Origin of the sequence: Hydrogenophilus thermoluteolus (assembly GCF_003574215.1) — a bacterium.
Lineage (GTDB): Bacteria > Pseudomonadota > Gammaproteobacteria > Burkholderiales > Rhodocyclaceae > Hydrogenophilus > Hydrogenophilus thermoluteolus.
The window spans coordinates 338,153-360,561 of the sequence record NZ_AP018558.1; the positions used below are offsets into that span (position 1 = coordinate 338,153).

A 22,409-nucleotide genomic window follows, 5' to 3' on the forward strand; every position below is an offset into this window, starting at 1 on the left:
TGATCGCCTATGACCCAATTGGCCCTGGCGCGTAAATGGCGCCCCCGTGATTTCTCCAACCTCGTCGGTCAAGATCACGTCGTCCGTGCGCTCACCCACGCGCTGACCACCGGGCGCTTACATCACGCCTATCTCTTTACCGGTACGCGCGGTGTCGGGAAAACCACGATCAGTCGGATCCTGGCCAAAGCGCTCAACTGCGAACAGGGCGTGCGTGCCGAGCCGTGTAACGCGTGCGCGGCGTGCCAAGCGATCGACGCCGACCGCTTTCCCGATTACGTCGAAATGGACGCCGCCTCCAACCGCGGCGTCGACGAAATGGCGGCGCTCCTCGAGCAAGCCACCTACGCACCCGTTGCCGGGCGGTACAAAGTCTATATGATCGACGAAGTGCACATGCTCACGGGGCATGCGTTCAACGCGATGCTGAAAACGCTCGAAGAGCCGCCCGAGCATGTGAAGTTCGTGTTGGCGACCACCGACCCGCAAAAAATCCCGGTCACGGTGCTCTCGCGCTGTCTGCAGTTCAACTTGCGCGCCCTTTCTGCGGCCCAGATCGCAAGCCGAGCGGCCACCATCCTCACCGAGGAGGCGATTCCGTTCGAACCGGCGGCGCTGCAACGGATCGGCCAAGCGGCGCGCGGTTCGATGCGCGACGCGCTGTCGCTCCTCGACCAGGCGATCGCCTATGGCGCCGGTACCGTGAGCGAAGCCGCGGTGAGCGAAATGCTCGGCTTGGTGAGTGAAACGGTGTTGATCGAACTCCTTGCGGCGTTGGCCGCGCGCGCGAACGACCGCTACCTCACGCTCGTAGCGCAGCTTGCGGAAACAAGCGTCGCGGTGGATGCGGTGCTGGCGTCGCTGGCGCAACTCATCCACCGCGTCGCCCGTCGGCAATTCGGCGGCGCGCCCCTCGAAGACGCGCGTCTGGAAGCGCTCGCGCACGAATGGGATCCGGAGTTCGTGCAGTTGGCGTACCAGATCGTCGTGCATGGGCGTCGTGACGTGCCGCTTGCGCCAGACGAACGAACGGGGCTCGAGATGGTGCTGCTGCGTCTCTTCGCGTTCGCACCGCAATCGCAGCCAGCGGCGCAGCCCGTGCGCACAGGGCCAGCGCCAGAGCCGGTCGCGTCGCAGCCACTGTCGCCACCATCACCATCAGCATCGGCACGCGTTGCGGCGCCTGCCGTAGCCCGACAGGACGAGGAGCGCAGCGAACCCCCAAAGCCGTTTCGCCCGGCGCCGCCACCGCAGAAGACGGCGCCGCGGCAACATGACGATGCCAAACCGACAGCGACAAGCAGCGCGGCAAACCGCGCGTGGCTCGACCTGTTTCCGCGCCTCGAACTGGACGGGTTGGCTCAAACGTTGGCGTCGCATTGTGCCGTGGTCGCCGACGACGGCACAACCTGGACGATGGCGGTCGACGCACTCGCACACCACTGGTTGAAGGCGAAGCCGGAATTGACCCAGCGCGTCGCAACTGCGGTTGCTGCCGCAGCGCCCTGCAAATGGCAGCGTCGTTTGCGGTTCGAGGCCGCTACTGACGTCGCCGGCACTCCGGCGAAAGAAGAAGCGGCGCACTGGGCGGAACGCAAACGGCGGATACTCGACAAAGCATCCCAGCACCCCGGCGTTCAGGTGCTCTGCGAACGGCTGGGGTTGAGAATCGACCCCGACGCGGTGCACTGGCCAGAACGCTCCGCTGAGGGATAATCGCAGTTGTTGTGAAGAGAGGAAAAGACGATGTTCAACAAAGCGGCCATTTCGGGTCTGATGCGCCAAGCGCAGAAGATGCAGGAAAAAATCCAAAAGATCCAAGAGGAGCTCGCGCAGACCGAGGTCGAAGGGCAGTCGGGCGCCGGGTTGGTCAAGGTGGTGATGACCTGTAAGCACGACGTGCGACGCGTCACCATCGACCCTTCGGTGCTCGATGATCGCGAGATGCTCGAAGACCTCATTGCGGCAGCGTTCAACGACGCGGTTCGCCGTGCCGAAGCCACGGTGCAGGAGAAAATGGGGGAAGCCACCGCTGGGCTGCCCCTGCCGCCGGGCATGAATCTACCGTTTTGACACCGTAACGCCGTCGAGGTCGGTTGCGGATGAGCCAAGCACTCAATGAATTGATCGACGCGCTGAAGCACCTGCCCGGTTTAGGGCCGCGCAGCGCACAGCGGCTCGCGCACTATCTCCTCAACCACGACCGTGCTGCCGCAAAACGCCTCGCGCGCGCGCTGGCGCGCGCGGCAGAGGTATTGGTGCACTGCGCCGAATGCAACACCTTTTCCGAAACACCGGTCTGCGCGCGTTGCGCAGACCCCGCGCGCGACCGCAGCGTCGTCTGCGTGGTCGAAACCCCGGCGGACCTCGAGGCGCTCGATGCGGCGCACGTGTTTCAGGGGTGCTATTACGTGTTGATGGGGCGGTTGTCACCGCTCGATGGCATCGGACCGAAGGCGTTGGGTATCGAGAAACTGCTGGCGCGCATTGCGCGACCGGAGGTGCAAGAGGTGGTGCTCGCGACCAATTTCACCGCGGAAGGAGAGGCAACCGCTCAATGGTTGGCTGAACGGATCGCGGCCGCGGTACCCACGTGCAAAATCACCCGTTTGGCGCGCGGGGTGCCCGTCGGCGGCGAGCTGGAATACGCCGATCCGGCAACGATCGCCTACGCTTGGCACGATCGGCGCGCGCTCATCGATCAACAGAGTTGATCTATATCATCATTTCGTTTGGCGCTGGTTGGTTTCCGTTTCGAGCAGCGCTATAATCGGTTAGATTTGGGCATCCGAGGAGAAAACGATGACACATACTGCCGAGCCGATGGACGACAATCGCCGGCAACTGCTGGTCGCAACGTCGGTTGTCGGAGGCGCAGGCGCGGTCGCGCTCGCAGCGCCGTTCGTCGCCAGTTTTGCCCCTTCCGAGCGCGCGAAAGCGGCGGGAGCGCCGGTTGAGGTCGACATTTCCAAAGTGCCGCCGGGCGAGATGATCGTCGTCGAGTGGCGCGGGAAACCCATCTGGGTGTTGCACCGCACCCCTGAAATGCTCGAGTCGCTCAAAGCGGTGCGCGAAAAGCTCGCGGATCCGGACTCCGAAAAATCGATCCAGCCACCTTATGCGAAGAACGAGCACCGCTCGATCAAACCGGAATTCCTGATCGTCGAAGGGGTGTGCACCCACCTCGGATGTTCCCCGTCGCCAAAATTCCAAGTGGGTGAGGCGAGCGGGATCAGCGCCGACTGGGTTGGCGGATACCTCTGTCCGTGCCACGGCTCGATGTTCGATCTTGCCGGTCGTGTTTTCAAGCACATGCCGGCGCCCACCAACTTGCCCGTGCCGCCCCACAAGTACCTCACGGAAACGAAGGTGCTGATCGGCGAAGACAAAGCGTGAGGCAGGAGTGAACCATGACGAGTAAATCCGGCTTGCTGCAGTGGATCGACGAGCGTTTCCCGCTCTCGTCCACGATTGAGGGGCACCTCACTGGTTATTACGCCCCGAAAAACCTCAACTTCTGGTATTTTTTCGGTTCGTTGGCGCTGCTGGTGTTCGTGATCCAGATCGTCACCGGAATTTTCTTGGTGATGAACTACAAGCCCGACGGCACCTTGAACGCTGCTGGGGTTCCGGTGGCGTTTGCCAGCGTCGAATACATCATGCGGGAAGTGCCCGGTGGTTGGTTCATCCGCTACATGCACTCCACCGGCGCGTCGGCGTTTTTCATCGTCGTCTATCTCCACATGTTCCGCGGGCTGCTCTACGGCTCGTACCGCAAACCGCGTGAGCTCCTCTGGATCATCGGCGTACTCATCTTCTTGGCGCTGATGGCCGAAGCGTTCATGGGCTACCTGTTGCCGTGGGGTCAGATGTCCTTCTGGGGCGCGCAGGTGATCATCAACCTGGTCTCCGCGATTCCCGTGATCGGTCCAGACCTGGCGGTCTTCGTTCGCGGTGACTACGTGATTTCGGACGCGACGCTCAACCGCTTCTTCTCGCTCCATGTGATCGCGGTGCCCTTGGTGCTGCTGCTTCTGGTTGCGGCGCACATCGTCGCGCTTCATGAAGTGGGTTCGAACAACCCGGACGGCATCGAGATCAAGAAGAAGAAGGACGCTACGGGCAAGCCGCTCGACGGGATCCCGTTCCACCCCTACTATACGGTCAAAGACATGGTCGGGGTGGCGGGCTTCTTCATCGTCTTCTTCGCAGTGGTCTTCTTCGCGCCGGAAGGGGGCGGTTACTTCCTCGAAGCGAACAACTTCATTCCGGCCGATCCCTTGAAGACGCCGCCGCATATCGCGCCGGTGTGGTATTTCACGCCGTTCTATTCGATCCTGCGCGCCGTCACCTACCCGCTCTTTGGGTTGGACGCGAAGTTTTGGGGCGTGGTCGCAATGTTCGCCGCGGTGCTGATCATCGCGTTCTTGCCGTGGCTCGACCGGTCACCGGTGAAATCGATCCGCTACAAAGGCCCGATCTTCAAGATCGCGCTCACCCTCTTCGTGATCGCGTTCCTCATCCTCGGCTATCTGGGCGTGTTGCCGCCGAACCCGACGCGGACCCTGGTCGCGCAGATCTGCGCGGTGATCTATTTCGCGTTCTTCCTGTTGATGCCGTGGTATAGCAAGATCGACCCGTGCAAACCCGAACCGGAAAGGGTGACCTGGAAATGAAGACGAACTGGATTTCATGGCTCAAAAAAACGGCGGCAGTGCTCGCTGCCGCGCCAACGTTGCTCTTTGCCGCCGAGGCAAACGTCCACATCGACAAGGCGCCGGTTTCCACCAATCCGGTCGACTTGCAACATGGGGCGAAGCTCTTCGTCAATTACTGTCTCAACTGCCATGCGGCGAGCATGATGCGCTACAACCGCCTCACCGAAATCGGGCTCACCGAACAGCAGATCAAGGACTATCTGCTCTTTACCGGTGAGAAGGTCGGGGACCTGATGACGATCGCGATGCGTCCTAAAGACGCGAAGAAGTGGTTTGGCGCGACGCCGCCGGACCTTACCCTCATCGCGCGTCAGAAGGAGACGCTTTCCTATTCGGGTGCCGACTGGCTCTACACCTACCTGCGCACGTTCTACCGCGACGACAGCCGTCCTACCGGATGGAACAACGTCGTCTTCCCCAACGTCGGGATGCCACACGTGCTCTGGGAGTTGCAAGGTATCCAGGTTGCGGAGAGGAGCAAGGACGAACACGGTAACGAGCACATCAAACTGTCGCTCGCCAAACCCGGATTGCTTTCGCCCGCGGAATACGACAAGGCCGTTGCCGATCTCGTCTCGTTCTTGCAGTGGATGGGCGAACCGGTTGCCGAGAAACGCAAAACGATCGGCATCTGGGTGATGCTCTACCTGGTGGTCTTCTTCGTCCTCACCTATCTCCTGAAGAAGGCGTACTGGAAAGACGTCCACTGATTTCCATGCCGGGGAACGTTCCCTGCGGAACTTCCTCGCCAAGTGTTGGTCGCACCGCCGAACCGTTTCGGCGGTGCGTTTTCTATTGGAGGAAAGCTGACGATGATGAACCTCTATTCGAGCGCAACCGATCCCTTCAGCCATCGTTGCCGCATCGTGCTCTTCGAAAAAGGCATGGACTTCGAGGTAACCGATGTCGATCTGCTCGACAAACGCGAAGAGGTGCAGCGCATCAACCCCTACGGTCGCGTCCCAGTCCTGGTCGACCGTGAATTGATCCTGTTCGAGCCCAATATCATCAACGAATACATCGACGAGCGTTTTCCGCACCCGCAATTGATGCCCGCAGACCCCGTTGGTCGCGCGCGCGCGCGGCAATTGTTGGCGACGCTGGAACACGAAATGTTCCGCCATATGCGGGTGCTGGAGGAGAGCGAAGACGAAAGCGAAAAAGAGCGGGTGCGCAAATACCTGGCGGAGCAGCTCGAACAGCTCGCGCCGCTCCTCGAGCGGCAAAAGTTCCTTTTCGGTGAAGAGTATTCGATGATCGACGTCGCGATGGCGCCACTCTTGTGGCGACTCGAACATTACCAGATCAGCCTGCCCAAAGGGGCTGCAGTGATCCACAAGTACGCGGAGCGGATTTTCAGCCGCCAGGGATTCATCGACGCGCTCTCGCCAGCCGAAAAATTGATGCGGAGTTGAGCCGATGCTGCCGCCCTCCAGTAAGCCCTATCTGGCGAAAGGGATGTGGTCGTGGTGTGTCGACCACGGGCTCACCCCGTACCTCAGTGCCAAAGTGGCGGGTGCAACCGTTCCCAAAGGGTACGACCGAGACGGTGAAATCGTCCTGAACCTCAGCCCGGAGGCGATCAACGGCCTCACGTTCGAACCCGAAGGGATCGGTTTTCAGGCCCGTTTTTCGGGTCAGATCTTCGACGTCTGGATTCCGGCGGAAAACATCATCGCGCTCTTTGCCAAAGAGACGGGGCACGGGATCGCGCTGCCCAACGAAATGTTTACCGCCGACGAGCCGGGTGGCGAGAAACACACGCCGCCCGAATCGCCCGGAAAAGGGGGCAGCCCCGGTTTCAAACGGGTCAAATGACCATCAACTGAGAGTGACACGCCTGAACATGCCGAGGTCAGGTGAGGAAAGGAAAGGCGACGCTGGGTGGGTCGCCCGCAATCAACCCGGCAATCGCTTCGGCGGAACCGCAGGCGAGCGTCCACCCAAGCGACCCGTGGCCGCTGTTGATCCAGACGTTGCGGTAACGCGTCTTACCGATCAGCGGCACACCGCTGGGCGTCATCGGCCGTAACCCAGCCCATTCTTCGGCTTGCGACCAATCGACGGCATCGCCGCCCCACTGTCGTCCCCAACGGTAGAGGGAAACAAGCCGCGCCGGATCGGGACGGTCGTCCATTCCCGCCAATTCGGCAGTCCCCGCGATGCGCCAACGATTCCCCAGGCGCGACGCGACGATGCGATGGGACTCATCGGTAAGTGAAACCGTTGGGATGCGCTCCGGGTCGCGGATCGGAAGGGTCAGCGAATACCCTTTCACGGGGTGGATCGGAACGTCGCCAAGCAGTGGACGGGCCAGGGCGCGGCTTCCGACACCCGCGCACAGGATATACTCGTCTGCTTCGAGTACCGTTTCGGATGCTGCGGCGGTAGCGTTTTCCCGAACCAGCAGTACTGCTCGGCCGTCGGCACGAAACTGCCAGCCGATCGCGGCGGTGTGGGTGCGGATCGTGACGCCCGCCGCCGCGCACCGTTCCGCGAGAGCGAGGGTAAAGGCGTGCGCGTCACCACTCTCGTCGTCTGGGGCGTGGAGCGCTCCGTACAGTCGATCCCGGTGGGGCGCGAGTGCCGGTTCGATTGCGATCGCTTCGTCTGGCGTGCAGGGCACCGCGCAAATACCAAGTTCGGCCAACTCGGCGGCGTGCGCTTGGCCGTGCTGCCACGCTTTTTCGTCGAAAAAGAGGTGGAGGATTCCGCGGGTCACCGCGTCGTACTGCAGATCCAGCTCGGAGCGCCAGCGGCGCAGTACCGACAGACTGAATGTGCCCAGCGCGGCGATCGCACGCGTATTGCGCCGGTGCCGCTCGGGGAGACACTCGCGCAAAAAGAGCGCGAGCCACCGTGCCTCGGCACAATCCCATTTGGGTTTCCAGTGAAACGGAGCGTCCGGGTTGAAGAGGGATTCCATTGCGATGCGCGGTGCTTGCGGGCTCGACCACGGGTGGGGGTGGCTCACCGAGATCTGCGCCCCGTTCGCGTAACAGGCGCCGCGCGCCAGCGTCTCGTTGGCTTCGATCACGGTGACGTCCCAGCCGCGCAGGCGACACGCCCATGCGGTCGTGATCCCGATCACGCCGCCGCCGATGATGACGAGGTGCATGGTTTGGCGTCCTCTGACGGATAATAACGTTTTACCCACGAAGGGGGGCAAAATGTTAGAGCGCATCAGTCTATCGCAGTTCCTGATCGAAGCGCAACGGGAAGGCAAGCTCGACGCGAACTTGCGCCTGTTGATCGAAGTGGTCGCACGCGCCGCGAAAGCGCTCGCGGTAACGATCGGCAAAGGGAGCTTTGCGGGAATCCACGGCGAAGCAGGAAGTCACAACATTCAAGGCGAAGCGCAGAAAAAGCTCGACGTGATCGCGAACGAGCTGCTGCTTCAGGCCAATGCCTGGGGCGGTCACCTTGCGGCGATGGCCTCTGAGGAAGAGGAGACCATCTGCCTGATACCGGAGCGTTACCCGCGCGGTGGCTATCTCCTGCTCTTCGACCCTCTGGATGGGTCGTCCAATATCGACGTCAATATCTCGGTGGGAACCATCTTCAGCGTGTTGCAGAATCCCCGTCCAGAAGGGTGCCCCACCGAAGCCGATTTCCTTCAGCCTGGCAAGCAACAGGTAGCGGCCGGGTACGCGATCTACGGGCCGACGGCGCAACTGGTGCTCTCTTTTGGGCACGGGGTGCACGAATTCACCCTGGATCGCGAGTTTGGCGCGTGGTTTTTGAGCAAACCAACGATCACGATCCCCGAAGAGACGGCCGAATTCGCGATCAACGCCAGCAACCGCCGTCACTGGTTTCCGCCGGTAACCCGCTATATCGACGAACTCCTCGCGGGTAAAGAGGGGCCGCGGGGGCGCGACTTCAACATGCGCTGGGTGGGTTCGATGGTGGCCGACATGCACCGCATCCTCACGCGCGGTGGCATCTTCCTCTACCCGGTGGATCGCAAGACCCAGGCGAAGGGGGGAAAATTGCGGCTGCTCTATGAGGCCAACCCCATGGCGTTTCTGGTCGAGCAGGCAGGGGGTATGGGTACCGACGGCGAACGGCGGTTGCTCGAGATCGTGCCTGAACGACTACATCAACGGGTCGGTGTCGTGCTCGGTTCCAAAGCCGAGGTCGAACGCGTCGCGCAATACCATCGCGAAATGCGTTCCTGAAAGCCGTCGCATGCGGCTGACGGGCCCGCTAGAGCAGGTCGTTGCGCCAGCCGATCCCGATCGATACGCAAAGGGGGCGATTGCCCCCTTGATTTTTTTGAGCACCTACCCTATCATTAGCACTCGTTAGGTGCGAGTGCTAACAACACTCCACCCGCTGGGAAAACTGTGTCACAAGGAAAAAGGAGAGGTCTGTCATGAAACTGCGTCCGTTGCATGACCGTGTCGTCGTCAAACGTATCGAAGCTGAACGCAAAACCGCCAGTGGGATCGTGATCCCCGATACCGCTGGGGAGAAACCGGATCAGGGCGAAGTGCTCGCCGTGGGGGACGGCAAGATTCTCGACGATGGCAGCAAACGCCCGATGGCGGTGAAAGTGGGCGACAAAGTGCTCTTCGGCAAATACGCGGGCCAGACCGTGAAGGTCGAGGGCGAAGAGCTCCTGGTGTTGCGTGAAGACGACATCATGGCAGTGATCGAAGCGTAATCCGTTGGGCAACGCATCAAAACGCGAAACCAACCCAATCACGAAGGAGCAGAAACAATGGCAGCCAAAGAAGTCAAATTCCACGACAGTGCGCGTGAACGCCTGGTTGCAGGGGTCAACCTCCTTGCCAATGCGGTGAAAACCACGTTGGGGCCGAAAGGGCGTAACGTCGTGATCGAGCGCAGCTTCGGCGCGCCGATCGTCACCAAGGACGGCGTCACCGTCGCCAAAGAGATCGAACTCAAAGACAAGTTCGAAAACATGGGCGCGCAGATGGTCAAAGAGGTGGCCTCGAAGACCGCTGACGTCGCCGGTGACGGGACGACCACCGCTACCGTGCTTGCACAAGCGATCGTGCGCGAAGGGATGAAGTACGTCGCCGCCGGGATGAACCCGATGGACCTCAAGCGCGGGATCGACAAGGCGGTGACCGCGATCGTCGAAGAGCTGAAAGCGATCTCCAAACCCTGCTCGACCACCAAAGAGATCGCGCAAGTGGGTACGATCTCGGCGAACGCCGACAGCTCGATCGGCGAGATCATCGCACAAGCGATGGACAAAGTGGGCAAAGAGGGGGTGATCACCGTCGAAGACGGCAAGAGCCTCGAAAACGAGCTCGAAGTGGTCGAAGGGATGCAGTTCGACCGCGGCTACCTCTCGCCCTACTTCATCAACAACCCCGACAAGCAAGTCGCGGTGCTCGACAACCCCTACATCCTCTTGCACGACAAGAAGATCAGCAACATCCGCGACCTCTTGCCGGTGCTCGAACAAGTGGCGAAAGCGGGCCGGCCGCTCCTGATCATCGCGGAAGACGTCGAAGGCGAAGCCCTTGCCACGCTCGTGGTGAACAACCTGCGCGGCATCCTCAAGACCTGCGCGGTCAAAGCGCCGGGCTTCGGTGATCGTCGCAAAGCGATGCTGCAAGACATCGCGATCCTCACCGGCGGTACCGTGATCTCCGAAGAGGTCGGTCTTTCGCTCGAAAAGGCGACCCTCGAAGATCTGGGTCAAGCCAAGCGTGTCGAAGTGGCGAAAGAGCACACCACGATCATCGACGGTGCGGGCGACCCGGCGAAGATCCAAGCGCGCGTCAAAGAGATCCGCGTGCAGATCGAAGAAGCCACGAGCGACTACGACCGCGAAAAACTGCAAGAGCGTGTCGCGAAGCTCGCGGGTGGCGTTGCGGTGATCAAAGTCGGTGCCGCCACCGAAGTCGAAATGAAAGAGAAAAAAGCGCGCGTCGAAGACGCGCTGCATGCAACCCGCGCCGCGGTCGAAGAAGGGATCGTGCCGGGTGGTGGCGTGGCGCTCCTGCGTGCCCGTGAAGCGGCGGTCGCGAAAGGGCTCAAGGGCGACAACCCCGACCAGGAAGCCGGGATCAAGATCGTGCTTCGCGCGGTCGAGCAGCCGCTGCGCGAGATCGTCGCGAACGCGGGTGAAGAGCCGAGCGTGATCGTCGCGAAGGTGCTCGAAGGCAAGGGCAACTATGGCTACAACGCCGCAACCGGCGAATTCGGTGACATGATCGAAATGGGTGTGCTCGACCCGACCAAAGTCACCCGCTCGGCGCTGCAAAACGCCGCGTCGGTCGCTGGCCTCATGCTCACCACCGAGTGCATGATCGCTGAAGCGCCGAAAGATGAAAAAGCCGCTGCGCCGGGCGCGGGCGCTGGTATGGGTGACATGGACTTCTGATCGGTTCCTGTTTCCTCAAAACAGCATCACGATCCCACCCCCAATGGGGGTGGGATTTTTTTGTTTTCGCGAGCATGTCTTCAAATAGCTCAAGTAATTGGCATTTCTGCCGTTAACCCAATAGAATGAAAAGCGCCAAGGGCGCCGGAGCAGACGATGGATACCATGGATGTAACCCAGATCGCGAACGTGCTGCAGCAGAATCAGGTGACCACGGCGATTCAAACCGCCGTCTTGAAGAAAATCAACGACGTACAAGAGCAGACGGCGCTATCGCTTTTGGCCGCGTTGCCGCAACCGAGCAACCCGCCCCATTTGGGCAACACCGTCGACGTGAAAGCGTAATCGGTGCGTTTCGGCGCGGTAACGGTCTGCGTTCGTGCGCTCCCGCCTGCAAACCGAAGCGGGCAGCGGTAAGCGGTACGCTCCGTAGCCCGATCGGCTGCGGAGCGTTCACGCGCGGTTTCCCTCCTGCCGGTCACGCAGCAAGCGCGCAGCGGTTTCGGCAAAGGTGTCGTGTTCGATCGCCGTGCGCAATTCCGCCATCAGATTCTGGTAGTAGCGGAGATTGTGGATGGTGTTGAGGATGCTACCCAAAATCTCGCCGGCGCGGAAGAGGTGGTGCAGGTAGGCGCGGCTGAAATGGCGGCAGGTGTAGCAGTCACAGGTTGGGTCGAGGGGTTCGGTGTCGTGGCGGTAGCGTGCCTGTTTGATCTTGATGTCCCCGTATCGGGTAAAGAGGTGGCCGTTGCGCGCGTTGCGGGTGGGCATCACGCAGTCGAAGAGGTCGATCCCATGCTGTACGCCCACGATGAGGTCTTCGGGCGTGCCCACGCCCATCAGATAGCGCGCCTGGTTTTCCGGTAGCTGCGGTGCCGTATGGGCCAGGATGCGGACCATCTCCGCTTTGGGTTCGCCCACCGAAAGACCGCCAATGGCGTAGCCGTGAAAGCCAATCTCCAGCAATCCGGCCAGTGACGCGTCGCGTAACGGCTCGTACATGCCCCCTTGCACGATCCCGAAAAGCGCATTGGGGTTTCCCTGCTGGTCGAACGCGGTTCGGCACCGCTGGGCCCAGCGTAGCGACCGCTGCATCGACGCCGCCGCTTCGTCGAAGGTCGCGGGGTAGGGCGTGCATTCGTCGAAGACCATCGCGATGTCCGAATCGAGCACCGTCTGAATTTCGATCGCGCCTTCAGGGGTGAGGAACCGCTTGCTGCCGTCGATCGGGGAGGCGAAACGAACCCCTTCTTCGCTGATTTTACGCAGCGCGCCCAAAGAAAAAACCTGAAAGCCGCCCGAATCGGTGAGGATGGGGCGGTTCCAACCGATGAAACGGTGGAGTCCCTGAAAGCGCTGGATCACCTCCAGACCCGGGCGCAACCAGAGGTGGAAAGTATTGCCCAGGATGATCTGCGCACCGATCGCTTCGAGCATCGCTGGGGTCATCGCTTTGACGGTGCCGTAGGTGCCCACCGGCATGAACGCGGGGGTTTCGACGGTTCCGCGCCGTAGGCGCAACCGCCCGCGCCGCGCCGCCCCCGAGCGGGCAAGCAGCGTGAAAGCGGCGCGCGGTGGCGGAGTTGGCGCGTCCGTTGCGTCTGGCGCATCCGGTAGGTCTTGGGGTTGCGCAGCGTTTGGGAGGGTGGGTACGCGTTGCAAGGGCACCGGTTCGCATGGTGTGCCAACGTCAGGGTAAGGGGGTCGATCGTTCATCGGTGCGCTTTCCAGTGTGTCTCGCGGCAGGGAACGCCAGCGATCGGACCGTGCTTCTGCTGTTTGCTTCTGGGGTCAATGGGTTTCATGCGGCGCCCAATCCGTGTCGTAGCGTTGCGGCAGGAACATCGCGTCGCCGTAGCTGAAGAAGCGGTAGTCGCCTGCGAGTGCGTGCCGGTACGCGGCCATCGTTCGCTGGTAGCCGGCAAACGCTGCGACCAGCATGATGAGGGTCGAACGCGGGAGGTGAAAGTTGGTGATGAGGGCGTCGACCACCTGAAAGCGGAAGCCCGGTCGGATGAAGAGGTCGGTTTCGCCCTGTCCAGCGCGCAGCCTGCCCCAGTGGTGTGCGGCGCCTTCCAGCGTGCGCATCGCGGTGGTGCCTACCGCGATCACCCGTTTGCCGGCAGCTTTCGTGCGCGCGATCGCTTCGACAGTGGCTTCGGGTATGACGAAGCGTTCGGCATGCATGCGGTGTTCGTTCACCCGCTCGGTGCGAACCGGTTGAAAAGTGCCCGCACCGACGTGCAAGGTGACCCACGCCAGCCCCACCCCCTGGTTTTGCAATTGCGCAAGAAGTGGCTCGGTGAAATGGAGCCCCGCGGTGGGGGCAGCCACCGAACCGGGGTGACGCGCAAAGACGGTTTGGTAGCGGGTTTCGTCGGTCTCTTCCGGCTGACGCTCGAGATAGGGGGGGATCGGCAGTTGCCCGAAGCGTTCGATCCAGTCGAACAAGGTGCCGTCGTCGCGCAGTCGCACGTGAAAGAGGTCGCCATGGCGATCGACCACTTCGACGGTAAAAGCCTTCGCCAGGTGTAACGTCGTTCCGGGTTTCGGCGACTTGCTGGCGCGCACCAGCGCGAGCGCCTCTTTTTCCCCGATCAGCCGCTCGAAGAGCACTTCGACTTCGCCCCCCGTCGCTTTGTGGCCAAAGAGGCGGGCATGGATCACGCGGCTGTCGTTGAGCACCAGGAGGTCGCCGGGTACGAGCAGCGCAGGAAGATCGCGGAACGTTCGGTCGTCGAAACGTTCTTCGCCGACGACGAGCAGACGGCTCGCGTCACGTTCGGGTTGTGGGTACCGGGCAATCCGCTCGGGCGGAAGCGGAAAATCGTAGGCATCGAGCCGATCGAGCTCTTGGCAAAGTCTCATTTCTTTCCTATAATAGTTGCTCTCAAGCCGAGATGGCGGAATAGGTAGACGCAGCGGACTCAAAATCCGCCGGTGGTGACACCGTGAGGGTTCGACTCCCTCTCTCGGCACCAATAGAAGCGCTATTTTAGCAGCGCAAACCGCTTGAGAGAGCCGCGCGCTCGTTTCCCTTCACGGTATCTTCCTCATTTCTGCGCCGTTTCCGTGCGATAGCTCTGGGTAACGCATGTGTTGCGGGTAGCGTCTGCCGCGCATGGGTCGCGTTCCGGTTGGAAAGTGGTGTGGTGGATTCCTGCCGAACGGGCTTTCGCTTCGAGTTGCGCCAGCGTTTCCGGCCACGCGGTGAGTGTCTCGACCGTGACGTGCGCGGTCAGCGCAAACCGTTCCCCCGAAAGGGACCAGACGTGCAGGTCGTGGATTTCGCGCACGTTGGGGGTTTCGGCAAGCGACTGCCCCAAGGTGGTGAGCGCCACCGTCGGCGGCACGCCGTCGAGTAGCCGGGTCAGCGCCTCTTTGAGCAGGCGCAAGCTGGCGTGCGCAACCAGCGCTGCAATGAGGAGCGACAGCAGTGGGTCGATCGGGGTCCAGCCGGTGGCCCAAACGACGATTCCTGAGAGAATCGCAGCAACCGAGCCGAGCAGATCGCCGATCACGTGCAACAGCGCTCCTTTGAGGTTGAGGTTTGCTTCGCCGAGTGCGGCGGAGTGCTCGGGTTCGTGGTCGGTTTTGCGTGCCGATTCAGGTTCGTGCTGGTGTTCCGGTGCGTGACTGTGGTCGTGACCGGGATCATGATCGTGATCATGGGAATGGGCGTGGCTATGTGCGTGCCCGCCGAGTAGCCAGACGACCAGACCATTGACCGCGAGCCCAATCACGGCAACACCCACTACCAACGGTCCGTCGATCGGCGTTGGGTTGCGCCAGCGCTGCCACGCTTCCCAGACGATTCCGGCAACGATTACCAGCATGGTGGCGGCATTCACGAGCGCGGTGAGGAGTTCGGCACGGCCCCATCCGTACGAAAAGCGCGGGCTGGCGGGACGGTTGGCAAGCCACGCGGCAAAGAGCGCGAGCGCAAGTGCCGCCCCGTCGGTCACCATGTGGCTCGCGTCGGCAAGGAGCGCGAGCGATCCGGCGAACCAGCCGCCGAGCGCTTCGATGAGGGCGAAACCGAAGGTGACGGTGACCGCAAGGGTGAGCCGTTGTTGTGTCGTCCGATTCATCAGGGGGTTTCCTTTGTCGGCTGGGCGGATGACGGCACGGATGCGGCGCGAAACGTCTGGCTCAATTGTACGACGGCCGGATGGTGGCGTTTGCGGCGGTGGCTGATCAGCCAGTAGCGCTCGTGCAGTTCGGCGATGTTGCCGAGCGGCACCAGCCGCCCATCTTGACAGAGTGCGTCGCTCAGGAGTTCCGGCGCGGTGAAGATGCCATCGCCCAACCGGGCCATTTCGACGAGAAGTGCCGTATCGGCGAATTCGCCCGCGATCGTCGGGGTGACGCCATGTGCCTGGAGTTGCGCAAGTAGGGTGACGCGCGCATGCGTCGGCGCGGCGGGCAGCAGCAGCGGGATGTGCGTGAGGTCCGACCACGTGATGGGGCCGGGGCCCCAACGCGGGGCGCCGTACCACGCGACCGGGGTATCGAGCAGGCACTGACTGAAGAGCGGCAATGCCGGGTCGGCCGTGGGCGGGATGTCGCTCAAGATCAGGTCGAGCGCTCCTGTTGCCAACGCCCCCAGGAGTTGCGCAAAGCGTTCTTCGCTCACGTGTAGGGTGACCGGCTGCTCGAGTGCGCGAAGTGGCGCCAACAGGTAGGCGGCGATGGCCTTGGGCACGCTGTCGAGCAGGCCCACTTTGAGCCGCAGGGTAGGACGGTCGCTGGCAAGCGCCTGTTCGAGTGCCTCGGTGAGGCGCAAGATTTCGTCGGCGTATTGCAGCGTGAGTTCTCCTGCGGGGGTGAGGACGAGGCGGCGTCCTTGGCGCTCGAAGAGCGGTCGTCCTAAATGGTTTTCCAGCGCAGCGATCTGCGCGCTGATGGTCTGTGGCGCCAGGCCACTTGCTTCGGCCGCGCGTTGGATGCCACCGCGGTGCGCGGTGAGCCAGAAGTGGTGGAGTTGTTTGAGACTGATCATCCGATTTTTTCGAACAAAAGGTCTAATAAAATCTGATTGTATCGGGTTTTGAGTGATGCTATAAAAGTAATGTGCCACAGAGCCGTGGCAGGACGGAAGGAGATACGCGTAATGGAACAACCCAAAGAGAAAAAAGGGTGGTTTGGTCTGCGGCGGACGAAAAGTGCGCTGAAACGGCTTCCGATAGAAGTCGTGTGCTCTGAGAGCAACGCGCCATTGCAGCCGGAGGTCGAGGGGCGTTTTCGCCGCTTGATCGCGCAGGTGAAAGGGCGCGTGGCGTGGACGCGGATCAAGCTCCTCGATGTGCGCGACGAAACCGGAGTGTTGATGAAACGGTGCGTCGTGCAGATGCGGTTGCGCCATTCGCCGCAAGTGGTGTTCGCGGTCACCGCCCATTCGGCACGTGAGGCGCTTGCCGAAGCCTCTGCGCGACTCGAGCGGGTGCTGGCGCGCCGATTGCAACAGAGTGTCCCGGTGGGTGTCTGAACCATAGTGGGTTTTGGGTTTGACCAATGAAAGGAGGTATGATGAACGTTCCTTCTGAGCAAAACCGTTCGGCAACGGGCCGGACGCTGACGTGGGAAGAGTTGGAAGCGCTGCGTCAAGCACGCGACGGGACGACGCCGAGCGAACCGACGTTTTCGTCGGAGGCGCCGACAGTCGATACCGTGCGGGCACAGAAGGTATTGCGCAACACCTTCATGTTGCTGGCGCTGACGCTGGGCTTTTCTGCGCTGACCGCCGGCGCGGCGATGATGCTGGGGTTGCCTCATCCCGGGATCATCGTGACGCTGATCGGCTATTTCGGGTTGCTCTTCCTGGTCCATAAACTGGCAAACCGCCCGGCCGGGATTGCTGCGGTCTTTGCGCTCACGGGCTTCATGGGGTACACCTTGGGGCCGATCCTTTCGGCCTACTTGAAGTTACCCAATGGACCGGAGATCATCTTCCAGGCGTTTGCGGCAACGGCGGTGATCTTCTTGGCGCTAGCGGCCTATGCGTCGACGACGAAGCGGGACCTTTCGTTCCTGGGCGGCTTTCTCTTCGTCGGGATCCTGGTCGCGTTCCTGGCCGGATTGGCGGCGATTTTCTTCGAAATCCCGGCGCTGTCGCTCACCGTTTCGGCCGCGTTCGTCCTGTTGATGGCGGGATTCATCCTCTTCGAGGTGAATCAGATCGTCCGCGGAGGAGAGACGAACTATATCTTGGCCACGGTCGCCCTCTTCGTCAGTATCTACAACCTCTTTACGAGCCTGCTGCACTTGTTGGGGGTGCTGAATAGCGACGAGTGACGAAACGACCACCGATTGCCAAAAAGCGAAAGGCCACCGGTTGGCGGTGGCCTTTTTCATGGGTTCATTCAGAAAAACCTGCCACGGCGGGTGTGGCTGGTCTTTGCCCCGCGGTGCGTTATTTCGGCCCTTCGATGAGCGCGTAGGCCGAGTGGTTGTGGATCGATTCGAAGTTTTCCGATTCGACCACGTAGCGGACGATTCGCGGATCACGATTGAGGCGCGCAGCGACGTCGCGCACCAGATCTTCGACGAATTTGGGGTGGTCGTACGCGTACTCGGTGACATATTTTTCGTCGGGCCGTTTGAGGAGTCCGTAGAGCTGGCAGCTGGCTTCGGTTTCGGCGATGTCGATCAGTTCTTCGATCCAGACATGATCCGCGAGCGTTGCGGTGATCGTGATGTGGCTGCGCTGGTTGTGGGCGCCGCGCTCTGAGATTCGCTTCGAGCAGGGGCAGAGTGAGGTGACCGGTACGACCACCGTCAGGGTGAAGCGGTACCGGTTGCTTTCGTCGATCTCGCCGATGAAGGTGACGTCGTAATCCATCAGACTTTCGACGCCGGAGACCGGCGCTTTTTTGAGGACGAAGTAGGGGAAGGTCATCTCGACGCGCCCGGTGGCGGCTTCGAGCCGTTCGACCATGTGGCGGAGCATCGGCTCGAACGATTCCACCGACAGTTCGCGCTCTTGCTGGTTGAGGATCTCGACGAAGCGCGACATGTGGGTGCCTTTGAAGTGGCGCGGCAACCCGACATACATGTTGAAGGTGGCCACGGTGTGTTGCACGCCGCCGCTGCGGTCGGAGACGCGTATCGGGTGGCGGATGCTTTTGATGCCAACCCGGTCGATGTCGAGGTTGCGGTGGTCGGCCGAACCTTGAACGTCCGGCATTTCGTGGGCGACGTCGGCAAGTGGCGGTTGGGCGATCTCTGTCATGGGCCGTTCCTTGTGGGTTGATTTGTTGACTGTTTTCGTAGGATTTTTTACCTGTTTCCGACCGCGAAGTCAAGGCGAAGTTCGATAGAAATCGTCAATCGCCCGGTGCAGGCTTTCGCTATCGAGTCCTGCGCATGCCAGCAGTTTCTGCGGGTCGCCGTGGGGGTAGAATCGGTCGGCAAGTCCCAAGCGCAAGAGGCGCGGGGGGGTGGGGCGCGATTCGAGCAGGCGCGCCACTTCGCTGCCAGCACCCCCGATCACCGCGTTCTCTTCGACGGTGACGAACAGATCGTGGGTTTCGCAGAGCGCATCGAGCAGTTCCGCGTCGAGCGGTTTGACGAAGCGCATATCGACGAGCGTCGCGTCGAGTGCTTCCGCAACGGGCCGCGCTGCGGCGAGCGGGGCGCCGAACGCGAGGATCGCCAGGCGCTTGCCTTCGCGGACCACCCGCGCTTTGCCGATGGGCAGCGGTTCGAGTGCGGTCGGTAGCGGCGCGCCGGGGCCGGTACCGCGTGGGTAACGCACCGCTGCGGGGCCCTCGTAGGTGTAGGCGGTGGTGAGCAGGCGCCAACACTCCGCTTCGTCGGAGGGGGCCATCACGATCAGGTTGGGGATGCAAGAGAGGTAGGAGAGGTCGAACGCGCCGTGGTGGGTGGGGCCGTCGGCACCCACCAGACCGCCACGGTCGATCGCGAAGGTGACGTTGAGGTTTTGTAACGCGACGTCGTGGATGAGTTGGTCGTAGGCGCGTTGCAGGAAGGTGGAGTAGATCGCGACCACGGGGTGGAAGCCTTCGCAGGCGAGCCCCGCGGCGAAGGTGACCGCATGCTGTTCGGCGATGCCGACGTCGAAATAGCGGTCGGGAAAGCGCTCGGAGAACGCGACCAGCCCGGAGCCCTCGCGCATCGCGGGGGTGATGCCGATGAGAAGGGGATCGCGTTCGGCCATCGCGCAGAGCCACTGGCCGAAGACTTCGGTGTAGGTAGGTGGCTTGGTGGGGGCTGGTTGGGGGGCAGGTTCGGGAAGCCCCGCTTTCGGGTCGAAGCGGCTGACACCGTGGTAGCGGATCGGGTCGGCTTCGGCCAGTTTGTAGCCTTGCCCTTTTTTGGTGACGACGTGGACGAACTGCAGTCCGCCCGTTTCCCGCAGGTTTTCGAGCGTCGGGACGAGCGTGGTGAGATCGTGGCCGTCGATCGGCCCGATGTAACGAAAGCCGAACTCTTCGAACAGGGTGCCCGGGGTGAGCATACCGATCATGTGCTCTTCGACCCGCCGCGCGAACGCTTTGAGAGGCGGGGCGGCAGAAAGGAGCGACGAGCCGATCTCGCGTGCGGTGCGGTACGGTTCGCCCGTGAGGAGCCGTGCCAAGATCTTGGTGAGTGCGCCAACCGGCGGCGAGATCGACATCTCGTTGTCGTTGAGGATCACGGTGAGGTCGATGCCTTCCATGTCCCCAGCGTTGTTGAGCGCTTCGAATGCCATGCCCGCCGACATCGCGCCGTCACCGATCACCGCGACTACGTGACGCGATTCACCGCGCGCTTTCGCAGCGACCGCCATGCCGAGCGCTGCGGAGATCGAGGTCGAGGAGTGGCCAACACCGAAGGTGTCGTACGGGCTTTCGTCCCGCTTGGGAAAGCCGGCGATCCCGCCCCATTGGCGAAGGGTATGAAAACGGTCGCGCCGTCCTGTGAGGATCTTGTGCGGGTAGCATTGGTGGCCGACGTCCCAGACCAGGCGGTCGAACGGCGTGTCATAGACGTAATGGAGCGCGATCGTGAGTTCGACCGCGCCGAGGTTGGAGGCGAGGTGCCCGCCGGTCTTCGCGACCGATTCCAAAATGAAGGTGCGCAATTCCGCGGCCAATTCCGGCAGCCGCTCTTTGGGCAGTTTGCGCAAATCCTCCGGCGTGTCGATACGGGCAAGAAGCGGGAAGCGGATGGCAAGCGTTGCGGGTTCCATGGGGTTAGGCCTCATCGGTCGCGTTCGATCACCTGCCGTGCGACTGTGGCGAGCGGCGCCGCATCACGGCCGAGCGTGGCAATCGCTGCGTCGATCTGTCGTTGGAGGGTGCGGAGTCTTTCGCGTGCCACGCGTTCACCGAGCAGGGTGACGAAGGTCTGTTTGCCCTGCCGCGCGTCTTTGCCGGGCGTTTTGCCGAGCGTGGCGGCGTCGCTCGTGGCGTCGAGGAGATCGTCGACGATCTGGAACGCCAGCCCCAGTTGCGCGGCGAGCGGCGCCAGGGTTTCCAGTAGGGTGCGTTTGACTTTGGGGCCGCAGAGCGCACCGCCGATCACCGCCGCTTCGATGAGCGCGCCGGTTTTGCCGCGGTGGAGTTGCTCGAGCGCGGTCAACGCGTCGCTTTCGGGCGCAGCTGTGGACGGGAAGCGCTCCGCTTCGATATCGAGTGCCTGTCCGCCGACCATGCCGCCCGCGCCGGCGGCGTGCGCAAGGAGCCCGACGAGCCGCATCCGCTGTTCGAGCGTGAGTTCCGGTGTGATGGCGAGCGTTTCGAACGCGAGCGCTTGCAGCGCGTCCCCGGCAAGGATCGCAGTGGCTTCGTCGAACGCGACGTGAACGGTGGGGCGGCCGCGGCGCAGCGCGTCGTCGTCCATCGCGGGGAGGTCGTCGTGAATGAGCGAGTAGGTGTGGATGAGTTCGACCGCAACAGCAAAGGGGGTGAGCGCTTCGACGGGCGCTTGGCTGAGCGCACCAGCGGCGAAGACGAGCTGCGGGCGCAACCGTTTGCCCGGCGCCAGGAGCGCATGGCGCATCGCGGCAAAAAGCCGCGGGCTGAGACTCGCGCTGGCCGTGAGTGCGTCCTCGAGCGCGGCTTCGAAGCGGGCCGGGTCAAAAAGGGATGTCGTCGCTGTCATCGGTGGATTCGTTCGCGGGACGCGTCGCGCCGTTCTCAGCGGCTGCCGTTTGGCGGTGGAGCGATTCGATGCGCACCAACCGCTCTTCGGCGGCTTGCAGCAGCGTTCGGGCGTGGTGCACGAGGCGCACGCCCGTCTCATATTGGGTGAGCGCCTGCTCGAGCGGCAGATGGCCGCTTTCCAATGCGGCGACGATGCCTTCCAGCTGTTTGAGTGCGGTTTCGAAATCGAGTCGGTCGATCGCTTCAGGGGTGCGCGCGGCGGTGTCGTCACGCATCGACGAGCTCCTTCGGTAAGGGAAAATGGACCGTTTCGCGAATGCCGTCGCTTTCTTGGACCGCGGTGACGCCCAACGCGCGCAGACGGTCGGCCACCGCGGTGACGAGCGCCTCAGGGGCCGAGGCGCCCGCGGTGATGCCGATGCGTGTTGCGCCGTTTAGCCACGTCGGGTCGATGTCGTCTGGGCCGTCGATCAGGTAGGCGGGGACGCCACAGCTTGCGGCGACTTCGCGCAGACGGTTGGAGTTGGAACTGTTCTTCGAGCCGATCACGAGCACGAGGTCGGTTGCGGTTGCGAGCGTGCGCACGGCGTCTTGCCGGTTTTGCGTCGCGTAGCAGATGTCGTCTTTCTTGGGGCCGACGATGTGGGGAAAGCGTGCGGTGAGGGCGGCGACGATGCGGCGGGCGTCGTCGACCGAAAGGGTGGTTTGGGTGACGAAGGCGACCCGGTCGCCCAATTCCGGGAGGTTGGCGACGTCACGTTCGTTTTCGACCAGCCAGACGCGGTCTGGGACTTGCCCCATCGTCCCTTCGACTTCGGGGTGACCGGCATGGCCGATCATCACGATCTGGTAACCGGCGCGGTAAAGGCGCTGGACTTCGAGGTGGACTTTGGTGACGAGCGGACAGGTGGCATCGAGAACCTTGAGCCCGCGCGCCGCTGCCTCTTCGCGCACCGCTTGCGAGACGCCGTGGGCGCTGAAGATCACCACCGCATCGTCCGGAACGTCGGCAAGGGTTTCGACGAAGACCGCGCCGCGGGCTTTGAGCCCGTCGACGACGTGACGGTTGTGCACGACCTCGTGGCGGACATAAACCGGGGGGCCGAAACGCTTCAGCGCTTCTTCGACGATCGCGATCGCCCGGTCGACACCGGCACAGAAGCCGCGTGGATTGGCAAGGAGCGCAATGGTGGGTCGATGGGTCGGTGCGGTCAC

Annotated in this window: 24 protein-coding genes and 1 tRNA gene; 15 read left to right on the plus strand and 10 right to left on the minus strand. The window is 62.4% G+C overall.

The window, feature by feature from the left end:
- Positions 1-9 precede the first annotated feature (9 nt).
- From dnaX to HPTL_RS01565, 8 genes are all read left to right on the plus strand, one after another.
- The gene (gene dnaX / locus HPTL_RS01530; protein WP_119334394.1) at positions 10-1,716 is read left to right on the plus strand and encodes a DNA polymerase III subunit gamma/tau; all 1,707 of its coding nucleotides are present in this window, start codon (positions 10-12) and stop codon (positions 1,714-1,716) included.
- A 30-nt stretch (positions 1,717-1,746) separates the two neighbouring features.
- A complete protein-coding gene (locus HPTL_RS01535; protein WP_119334395.1) occupies positions 1,747-2,073 on the plus strand; it encodes a YbaB/EbfC family nucleoid-associated protein in 327 nt (108 codons plus the stop codon).
- A gap of 29 nt (positions 2,074-2,102) precedes the next feature.
- Positions 2,103-2,714: a recombination mediator RecR gene (gene recR / locus HPTL_RS01540; protein WP_119334396.1), complete on the plus strand. Its 612-nt coding sequence runs from the start codon at positions 2,103-2,105 to the stop codon at positions 2,712-2,714.
- A gap of 88 nt (positions 2,715-2,802) precedes the next feature.
- Positions 2,803-3,396, plus strand: a complete 594-nt coding sequence (gene petA, locus HPTL_RS01545) for a ubiquinol-cytochrome c reductase iron-sulfur subunit (protein WP_119334397.1) — start codon at positions 2,803-2,805, stop codon at positions 3,394-3,396.
- A gap of 14 nt (positions 3,397-3,410) precedes the next feature.
- The gene (locus HPTL_RS01550; RefSeq protein ID WP_119334398.1) at positions 3,411-4,676 is read left to right on the plus strand and encodes a cytochrome b; all 1,266 of its coding nucleotides are present in this window, start codon (positions 3,411-3,413) and stop codon (positions 4,674-4,676) included.
- Positions 4,673-5,428 (plus strand): cytochrome c1, encoded by a 756-nt coding sequence (locus HPTL_RS01555; RefSeq protein WP_119334399.1) that lies wholly within the window; start codon positions 4,673-4,675, stop codon positions 5,426-5,428. The genes HPTL_RS01550 and HPTL_RS01555 overlap by 4 nt, the downstream gene beginning before the upstream one ends.
- Positions 5,429-5,530: 102 nt before the next feature.
- Positions 5,531-6,133, plus strand: a complete 603-nt coding sequence (locus HPTL_RS01560) for a glutathione S-transferase family protein (protein ID WP_119334400.1) — start codon at positions 5,531-5,533, stop codon at positions 6,131-6,133.
- Between the two features lie 4 nt (positions 6,134-6,137).
- Complete coding sequence (locus HPTL_RS01565) at positions 6,138-6,536, plus strand: stringent starvation protein B (protein ID WP_119334401.1); 399 nt, start codon at positions 6,138-6,140, stop codon at positions 6,534-6,536.
- A 37-nt stretch (positions 6,537-6,573) separates the two neighbouring features.
- Here the strand turns inward: HPTL_RS01565 and HPTL_RS01570 are convergent, their stop codons facing one another.
- Positions 6,574-7,836, minus strand: coding sequence for an FAD-dependent oxidoreductase (locus HPTL_RS01570; RefSeq protein WP_119334402.1), 1,263 nt, complete (start codon positions 7,834-7,836; stop codon positions 6,574-6,576).
- 52 nt (positions 7,837-7,888) lie between these two features.
- Here HPTL_RS01570 and HPTL_RS01575 point away from each other — a divergent pair, with 52 nt between their 5' ends.
- From HPTL_RS01575 to HPTL_RS01590, 4 genes are all read left to right on the plus strand, one after another.
- On the plus strand, positions 7,889-8,899 hold the full coding sequence (locus tag HPTL_RS01575) for a class 1 fructose-bisphosphatase (RefSeq protein WP_119334403.1): 1,011 nt from the start codon (positions 7,889-7,891) through the stop codon (positions 8,897-8,899).
- Between the two features lie 197 nt (positions 8,900-9,096).
- Positions 9,097-9,387 carry a co-chaperone GroES gene (gene groES / locus HPTL_RS01580; RefSeq protein ID WP_119334404.1) on the plus strand — a complete coding sequence of 97 codons (291 nt, stop codon included), beginning with the start codon at positions 9,097-9,099 and terminating at the stop codon, positions 9,385-9,387.
- Positions 9,388-9,444: 57 nt separating this feature from the next.
- Positions 9,445-11,085, plus strand: coding sequence for a chaperonin GroEL (gene groL / locus HPTL_RS01585; RefSeq protein ID WP_119334405.1), 1,641 nt, complete (start codon positions 9,445-9,447; stop codon positions 11,083-11,085).
- Positions 11,086-11,241: 156 nt separating this feature from the next.
- Positions 11,242-11,430 (plus strand): YjfB family protein, encoded by a 189-nt coding sequence (locus tag HPTL_RS01590; RefSeq protein WP_119334406.1) that lies wholly within the window; start codon positions 11,242-11,244, stop codon positions 11,428-11,430.
- Between the two features lie 108 nt (positions 11,431-11,538).
- Here HPTL_RS01590 and tgt read toward each other — a convergent pair whose 3' ends face one another.
- Positions 11,539-12,801 carry a tRNA guanosine(34) transglycosylase Tgt gene (gene tgt / locus HPTL_RS01595; protein ID WP_119334407.1) on the minus strand — a complete coding sequence of 421 codons (1,263 nt, stop codon included), beginning with the start codon at positions 12,799-12,801 and terminating at the stop codon, positions 11,539-11,541.
- Between the two features lie 75 nt (positions 12,802-12,876).
- Positions 12,877-13,953: a tRNA preQ1(34) S-adenosylmethionine ribosyltransferase-isomerase QueA gene (queA, locus tag HPTL_RS01600; RefSeq protein WP_119334408.1), complete on the minus strand. Its 1,077-nt coding sequence runs from the start codon at positions 13,951-13,953 to the stop codon at positions 12,877-12,879.
- Positions 13,954-13,979: 26 nt separating this feature from the next.
- Between queA and HPTL_RS01605 the strand changes: the two genes are divergently transcribed.
- Positions 13,980-14,066: transfer RNA gene (locus tag HPTL_RS01605), tRNA-Leu, on the plus strand.
- Positions 14,067-14,138: 72 nt separating this feature from the next.
- On the opposite strand, the gene HPTL_RS01610 is transcribed toward HPTL_RS01605, so the two are convergent.
- Complete coding sequence (locus HPTL_RS01610) at positions 14,139-15,176, minus strand: cation diffusion facilitator family transporter (protein WP_119334409.1); 1,038 nt, start codon at positions 15,174-15,176, stop codon at positions 14,139-14,141.
- Complete coding sequence (locus HPTL_RS01615) at positions 15,176-16,087, minus strand: LysR substrate-binding domain-containing protein (RefSeq protein WP_170141240.1); 912 nt, start codon at positions 16,085-16,087, stop codon at positions 15,176-15,178. Before HPTL_RS01615 ends, HPTL_RS01610 begins: the two co-directional genes overlap by 1 nt.
- Before the next feature lie 111 nt (positions 16,088-16,198).
- Between HPTL_RS01615 and HPTL_RS11245 the strand changes: the two genes are divergently transcribed.
- The gene (locus HPTL_RS11245) at positions 16,199-16,573 is read left to right on the plus strand and encodes an HPF/RaiA family ribosome-associated protein (RefSeq protein WP_170141241.1); all 375 of its coding nucleotides are present in this window, start codon (positions 16,199-16,201) and stop codon (positions 16,571-16,573) included.
- 38 nt (positions 16,574-16,611) lie between these two features.
- The gene (locus HPTL_RS01620; protein WP_231999999.1) at positions 16,612-17,379 is read left to right on the plus strand and encodes a Bax inhibitor-1/YccA family protein; all 768 of its coding nucleotides are present in this window, start codon (positions 16,612-16,614) and stop codon (positions 17,377-17,379) included.
- 118 nt (positions 17,380-17,497) lie between these two features.
- Here the strand turns inward: HPTL_RS01620 and folE2 are convergent, their stop codons facing one another.
- The 5 genes from folE2 to ispH all read right to left on the minus strand — a co-directional run bounded on the left by folE2 (position 17,498) and on the right by ispH (position 22,409).
- Positions 17,498-18,316: a GTP cyclohydrolase FolE2 gene (gene folE2 / locus HPTL_RS01625; RefSeq protein ID WP_119334412.1), complete on the minus strand. Its 819-nt coding sequence runs from the start codon at positions 18,314-18,316 to the stop codon at positions 17,498-17,500.
- A 69-nt stretch (positions 18,317-18,385) separates the two neighbouring features.
- A complete protein-coding gene (dxs, locus tag HPTL_RS01630) occupies positions 18,386-20,278 on the minus strand; it encodes a 1-deoxy-D-xylulose-5-phosphate synthase (protein WP_119334413.1) in 1,893 nt (630 codons plus the stop codon).
- Between the two features lie 11 nt (positions 20,279-20,289).
- The gene (locus HPTL_RS01635; RefSeq protein WP_119334414.1) at positions 20,290-21,192 is read right to left on the minus strand and encodes a polyprenyl synthetase family protein; all 903 of its coding nucleotides are present in this window, start codon (positions 21,190-21,192) and stop codon (positions 20,290-20,292) included.
- Entirely contained in the window at positions 21,167-21,469 is a 303-nt protein-coding gene (gene xseB / locus HPTL_RS01640) for an exodeoxyribonuclease VII small subunit (RefSeq protein WP_119334415.1), read from the minus strand. Before xseB ends, HPTL_RS01635 begins: the two co-directional genes overlap by 26 nt.
- A complete protein-coding gene (gene ispH, locus HPTL_RS01645; RefSeq protein WP_119334416.1) occupies positions 21,462-22,409 on the minus strand; it encodes a 4-hydroxy-3-methylbut-2-enyl diphosphate reductase in 948 nt (315 codons plus the stop codon). Before ispH ends, xseB begins: the two co-directional genes overlap by 8 nt.

Excerpts from the sequence above, each read along its gene's own strand:
- dnaX (WP_119334394.1), top strand. The coding sequence starts at position 10 with ATGACCCAATTGGCCCTGGCGCGTAAATGGCGCCCCCGTGATTTCTCC.
- HPTL_RS01535 (WP_119334395.1), top strand. The coding sequence starts at position 1,747 with ATGTTCAACAAAGCGGCCATTTCGGGTCTGATGCGCCAAGCGCAGAAG.
- recR (WP_119334396.1), top strand. The coding sequence starts at position 2,103 with ATGAGCCAAGCACTCAATGAATTGATCGACGCGCTGAAGCACCTGCCC.
- petA (WP_119334397.1), top strand. The coding sequence starts at position 2,803 with ATGACACATACTGCCGAGCCGATGGACGACAATCGCCGGCAACTGCTG.
- HPTL_RS01550 (WP_119334398.1), top strand. The coding sequence starts at position 3,411 with ATGACGAGTAAATCCGGCTTGCTGCAGTGGATCGACGAGCGTTTCCCG.
- HPTL_RS01555 (WP_119334399.1), top strand. The coding sequence starts at position 4,673 with ATGAAGACGAACTGGATTTCATGGCTCAAAAAAACGGCGGCAGTGCTC.
- HPTL_RS01560 (WP_119334400.1), top strand. The coding sequence starts at position 5,531 with ATGATGAACCTCTATTCGAGCGCAACCGATCCCTTCAGCCATCGTTGC.
- HPTL_RS01565 (WP_119334401.1), top strand. The coding sequence starts at position 6,138 with ATGCTGCCGCCCTCCAGTAAGCCCTATCTGGCGAAAGGGATGTGGTCG.
- HPTL_RS01570 (WP_119334402.1), bottom strand. The coding sequence starts at position 7,836 with ATGCACCTCGTCATCATCGGCGGCGGCGTGATCGGGATCACGACCGCA.
- HPTL_RS01575 (WP_119334403.1), top strand. The coding sequence starts at position 7,889 with ATGTTAGAGCGCATCAGTCTATCGCAGTTCCTGATCGAAGCGCAACGG.
- groES (WP_119334404.1), top strand. The coding sequence starts at position 9,097 with ATGAAACTGCGTCCGTTGCATGACCGTGTCGTCGTCAAACGTATCGAA.
- groL (WP_119334405.1), top strand. The coding sequence starts at position 9,445 with ATGGCAGCCAAAGAAGTCAAATTCCACGACAGTGCGCGTGAACGCCTG.
- HPTL_RS01590 (WP_119334406.1), top strand. The coding sequence starts at position 11,242 with ATGGATACCATGGATGTAACCCAGATCGCGAACGTGCTGCAGCAGAAT.
- tgt (WP_119334407.1), bottom strand. The coding sequence starts at position 12,801 with ATGAACGATCGACCCCCTTACCCTGACGTTGGCACACCATGCGAACCG.
- queA (WP_119334408.1), bottom strand. The coding sequence starts at position 13,953 with ATGAGACTTTGCCAAGAGCTCGATCGGCTCGATGCCTACGATTTTCCG.
- HPTL_RS01610 (WP_119334409.1), bottom strand. The coding sequence starts at position 15,176 with ATGAATCGGACGACACAACAACGGCTCACCCTTGCGGTCACCGTCACC.
- HPTL_RS01615 (WP_170141240.1), bottom strand. The coding sequence starts at position 16,087 with ATGATCAGTCTCAAACAACTCCACCACTTCTGGCTCACCGCGCACCGC.
- HPTL_RS11245 (WP_170141241.1), top strand. The coding sequence starts at position 16,199 with ATGGAACAACCCAAAGAGAAAAAAGGGTGGTTTGGTCTGCGGCGGACG.
- HPTL_RS01620 (WP_231999999.1), top strand. The coding sequence starts at position 16,612 with ATGATGAACGTTCCTTCTGAGCAAAACCGTTCGGCAACGGGCCGGACG.
- folE2 (WP_119334412.1), bottom strand. The coding sequence starts at position 18,316 with ATGACAGAGATCGCCCAACCGCCACTTGCCGACGTCGCCCACGAAATG.
- dxs (WP_119334413.1), bottom strand. The coding sequence starts at position 20,278 with ATGGAACCCGCAACGCTTGCCATCCGCTTCCCGCTTCTTGCCCGTATC.
- HPTL_RS01635 (WP_119334414.1), bottom strand. The coding sequence starts at position 21,192 with ATGACAGCGACGACATCCCTTTTTGACCCGGCCCGCTTCGAAGCCGCG.
- xseB (WP_119334415.1), bottom strand. The coding sequence starts at position 21,469 with ATGCGTGACGACACCGCCGCGCGCACCCCTGAAGCGATCGACCGACTC.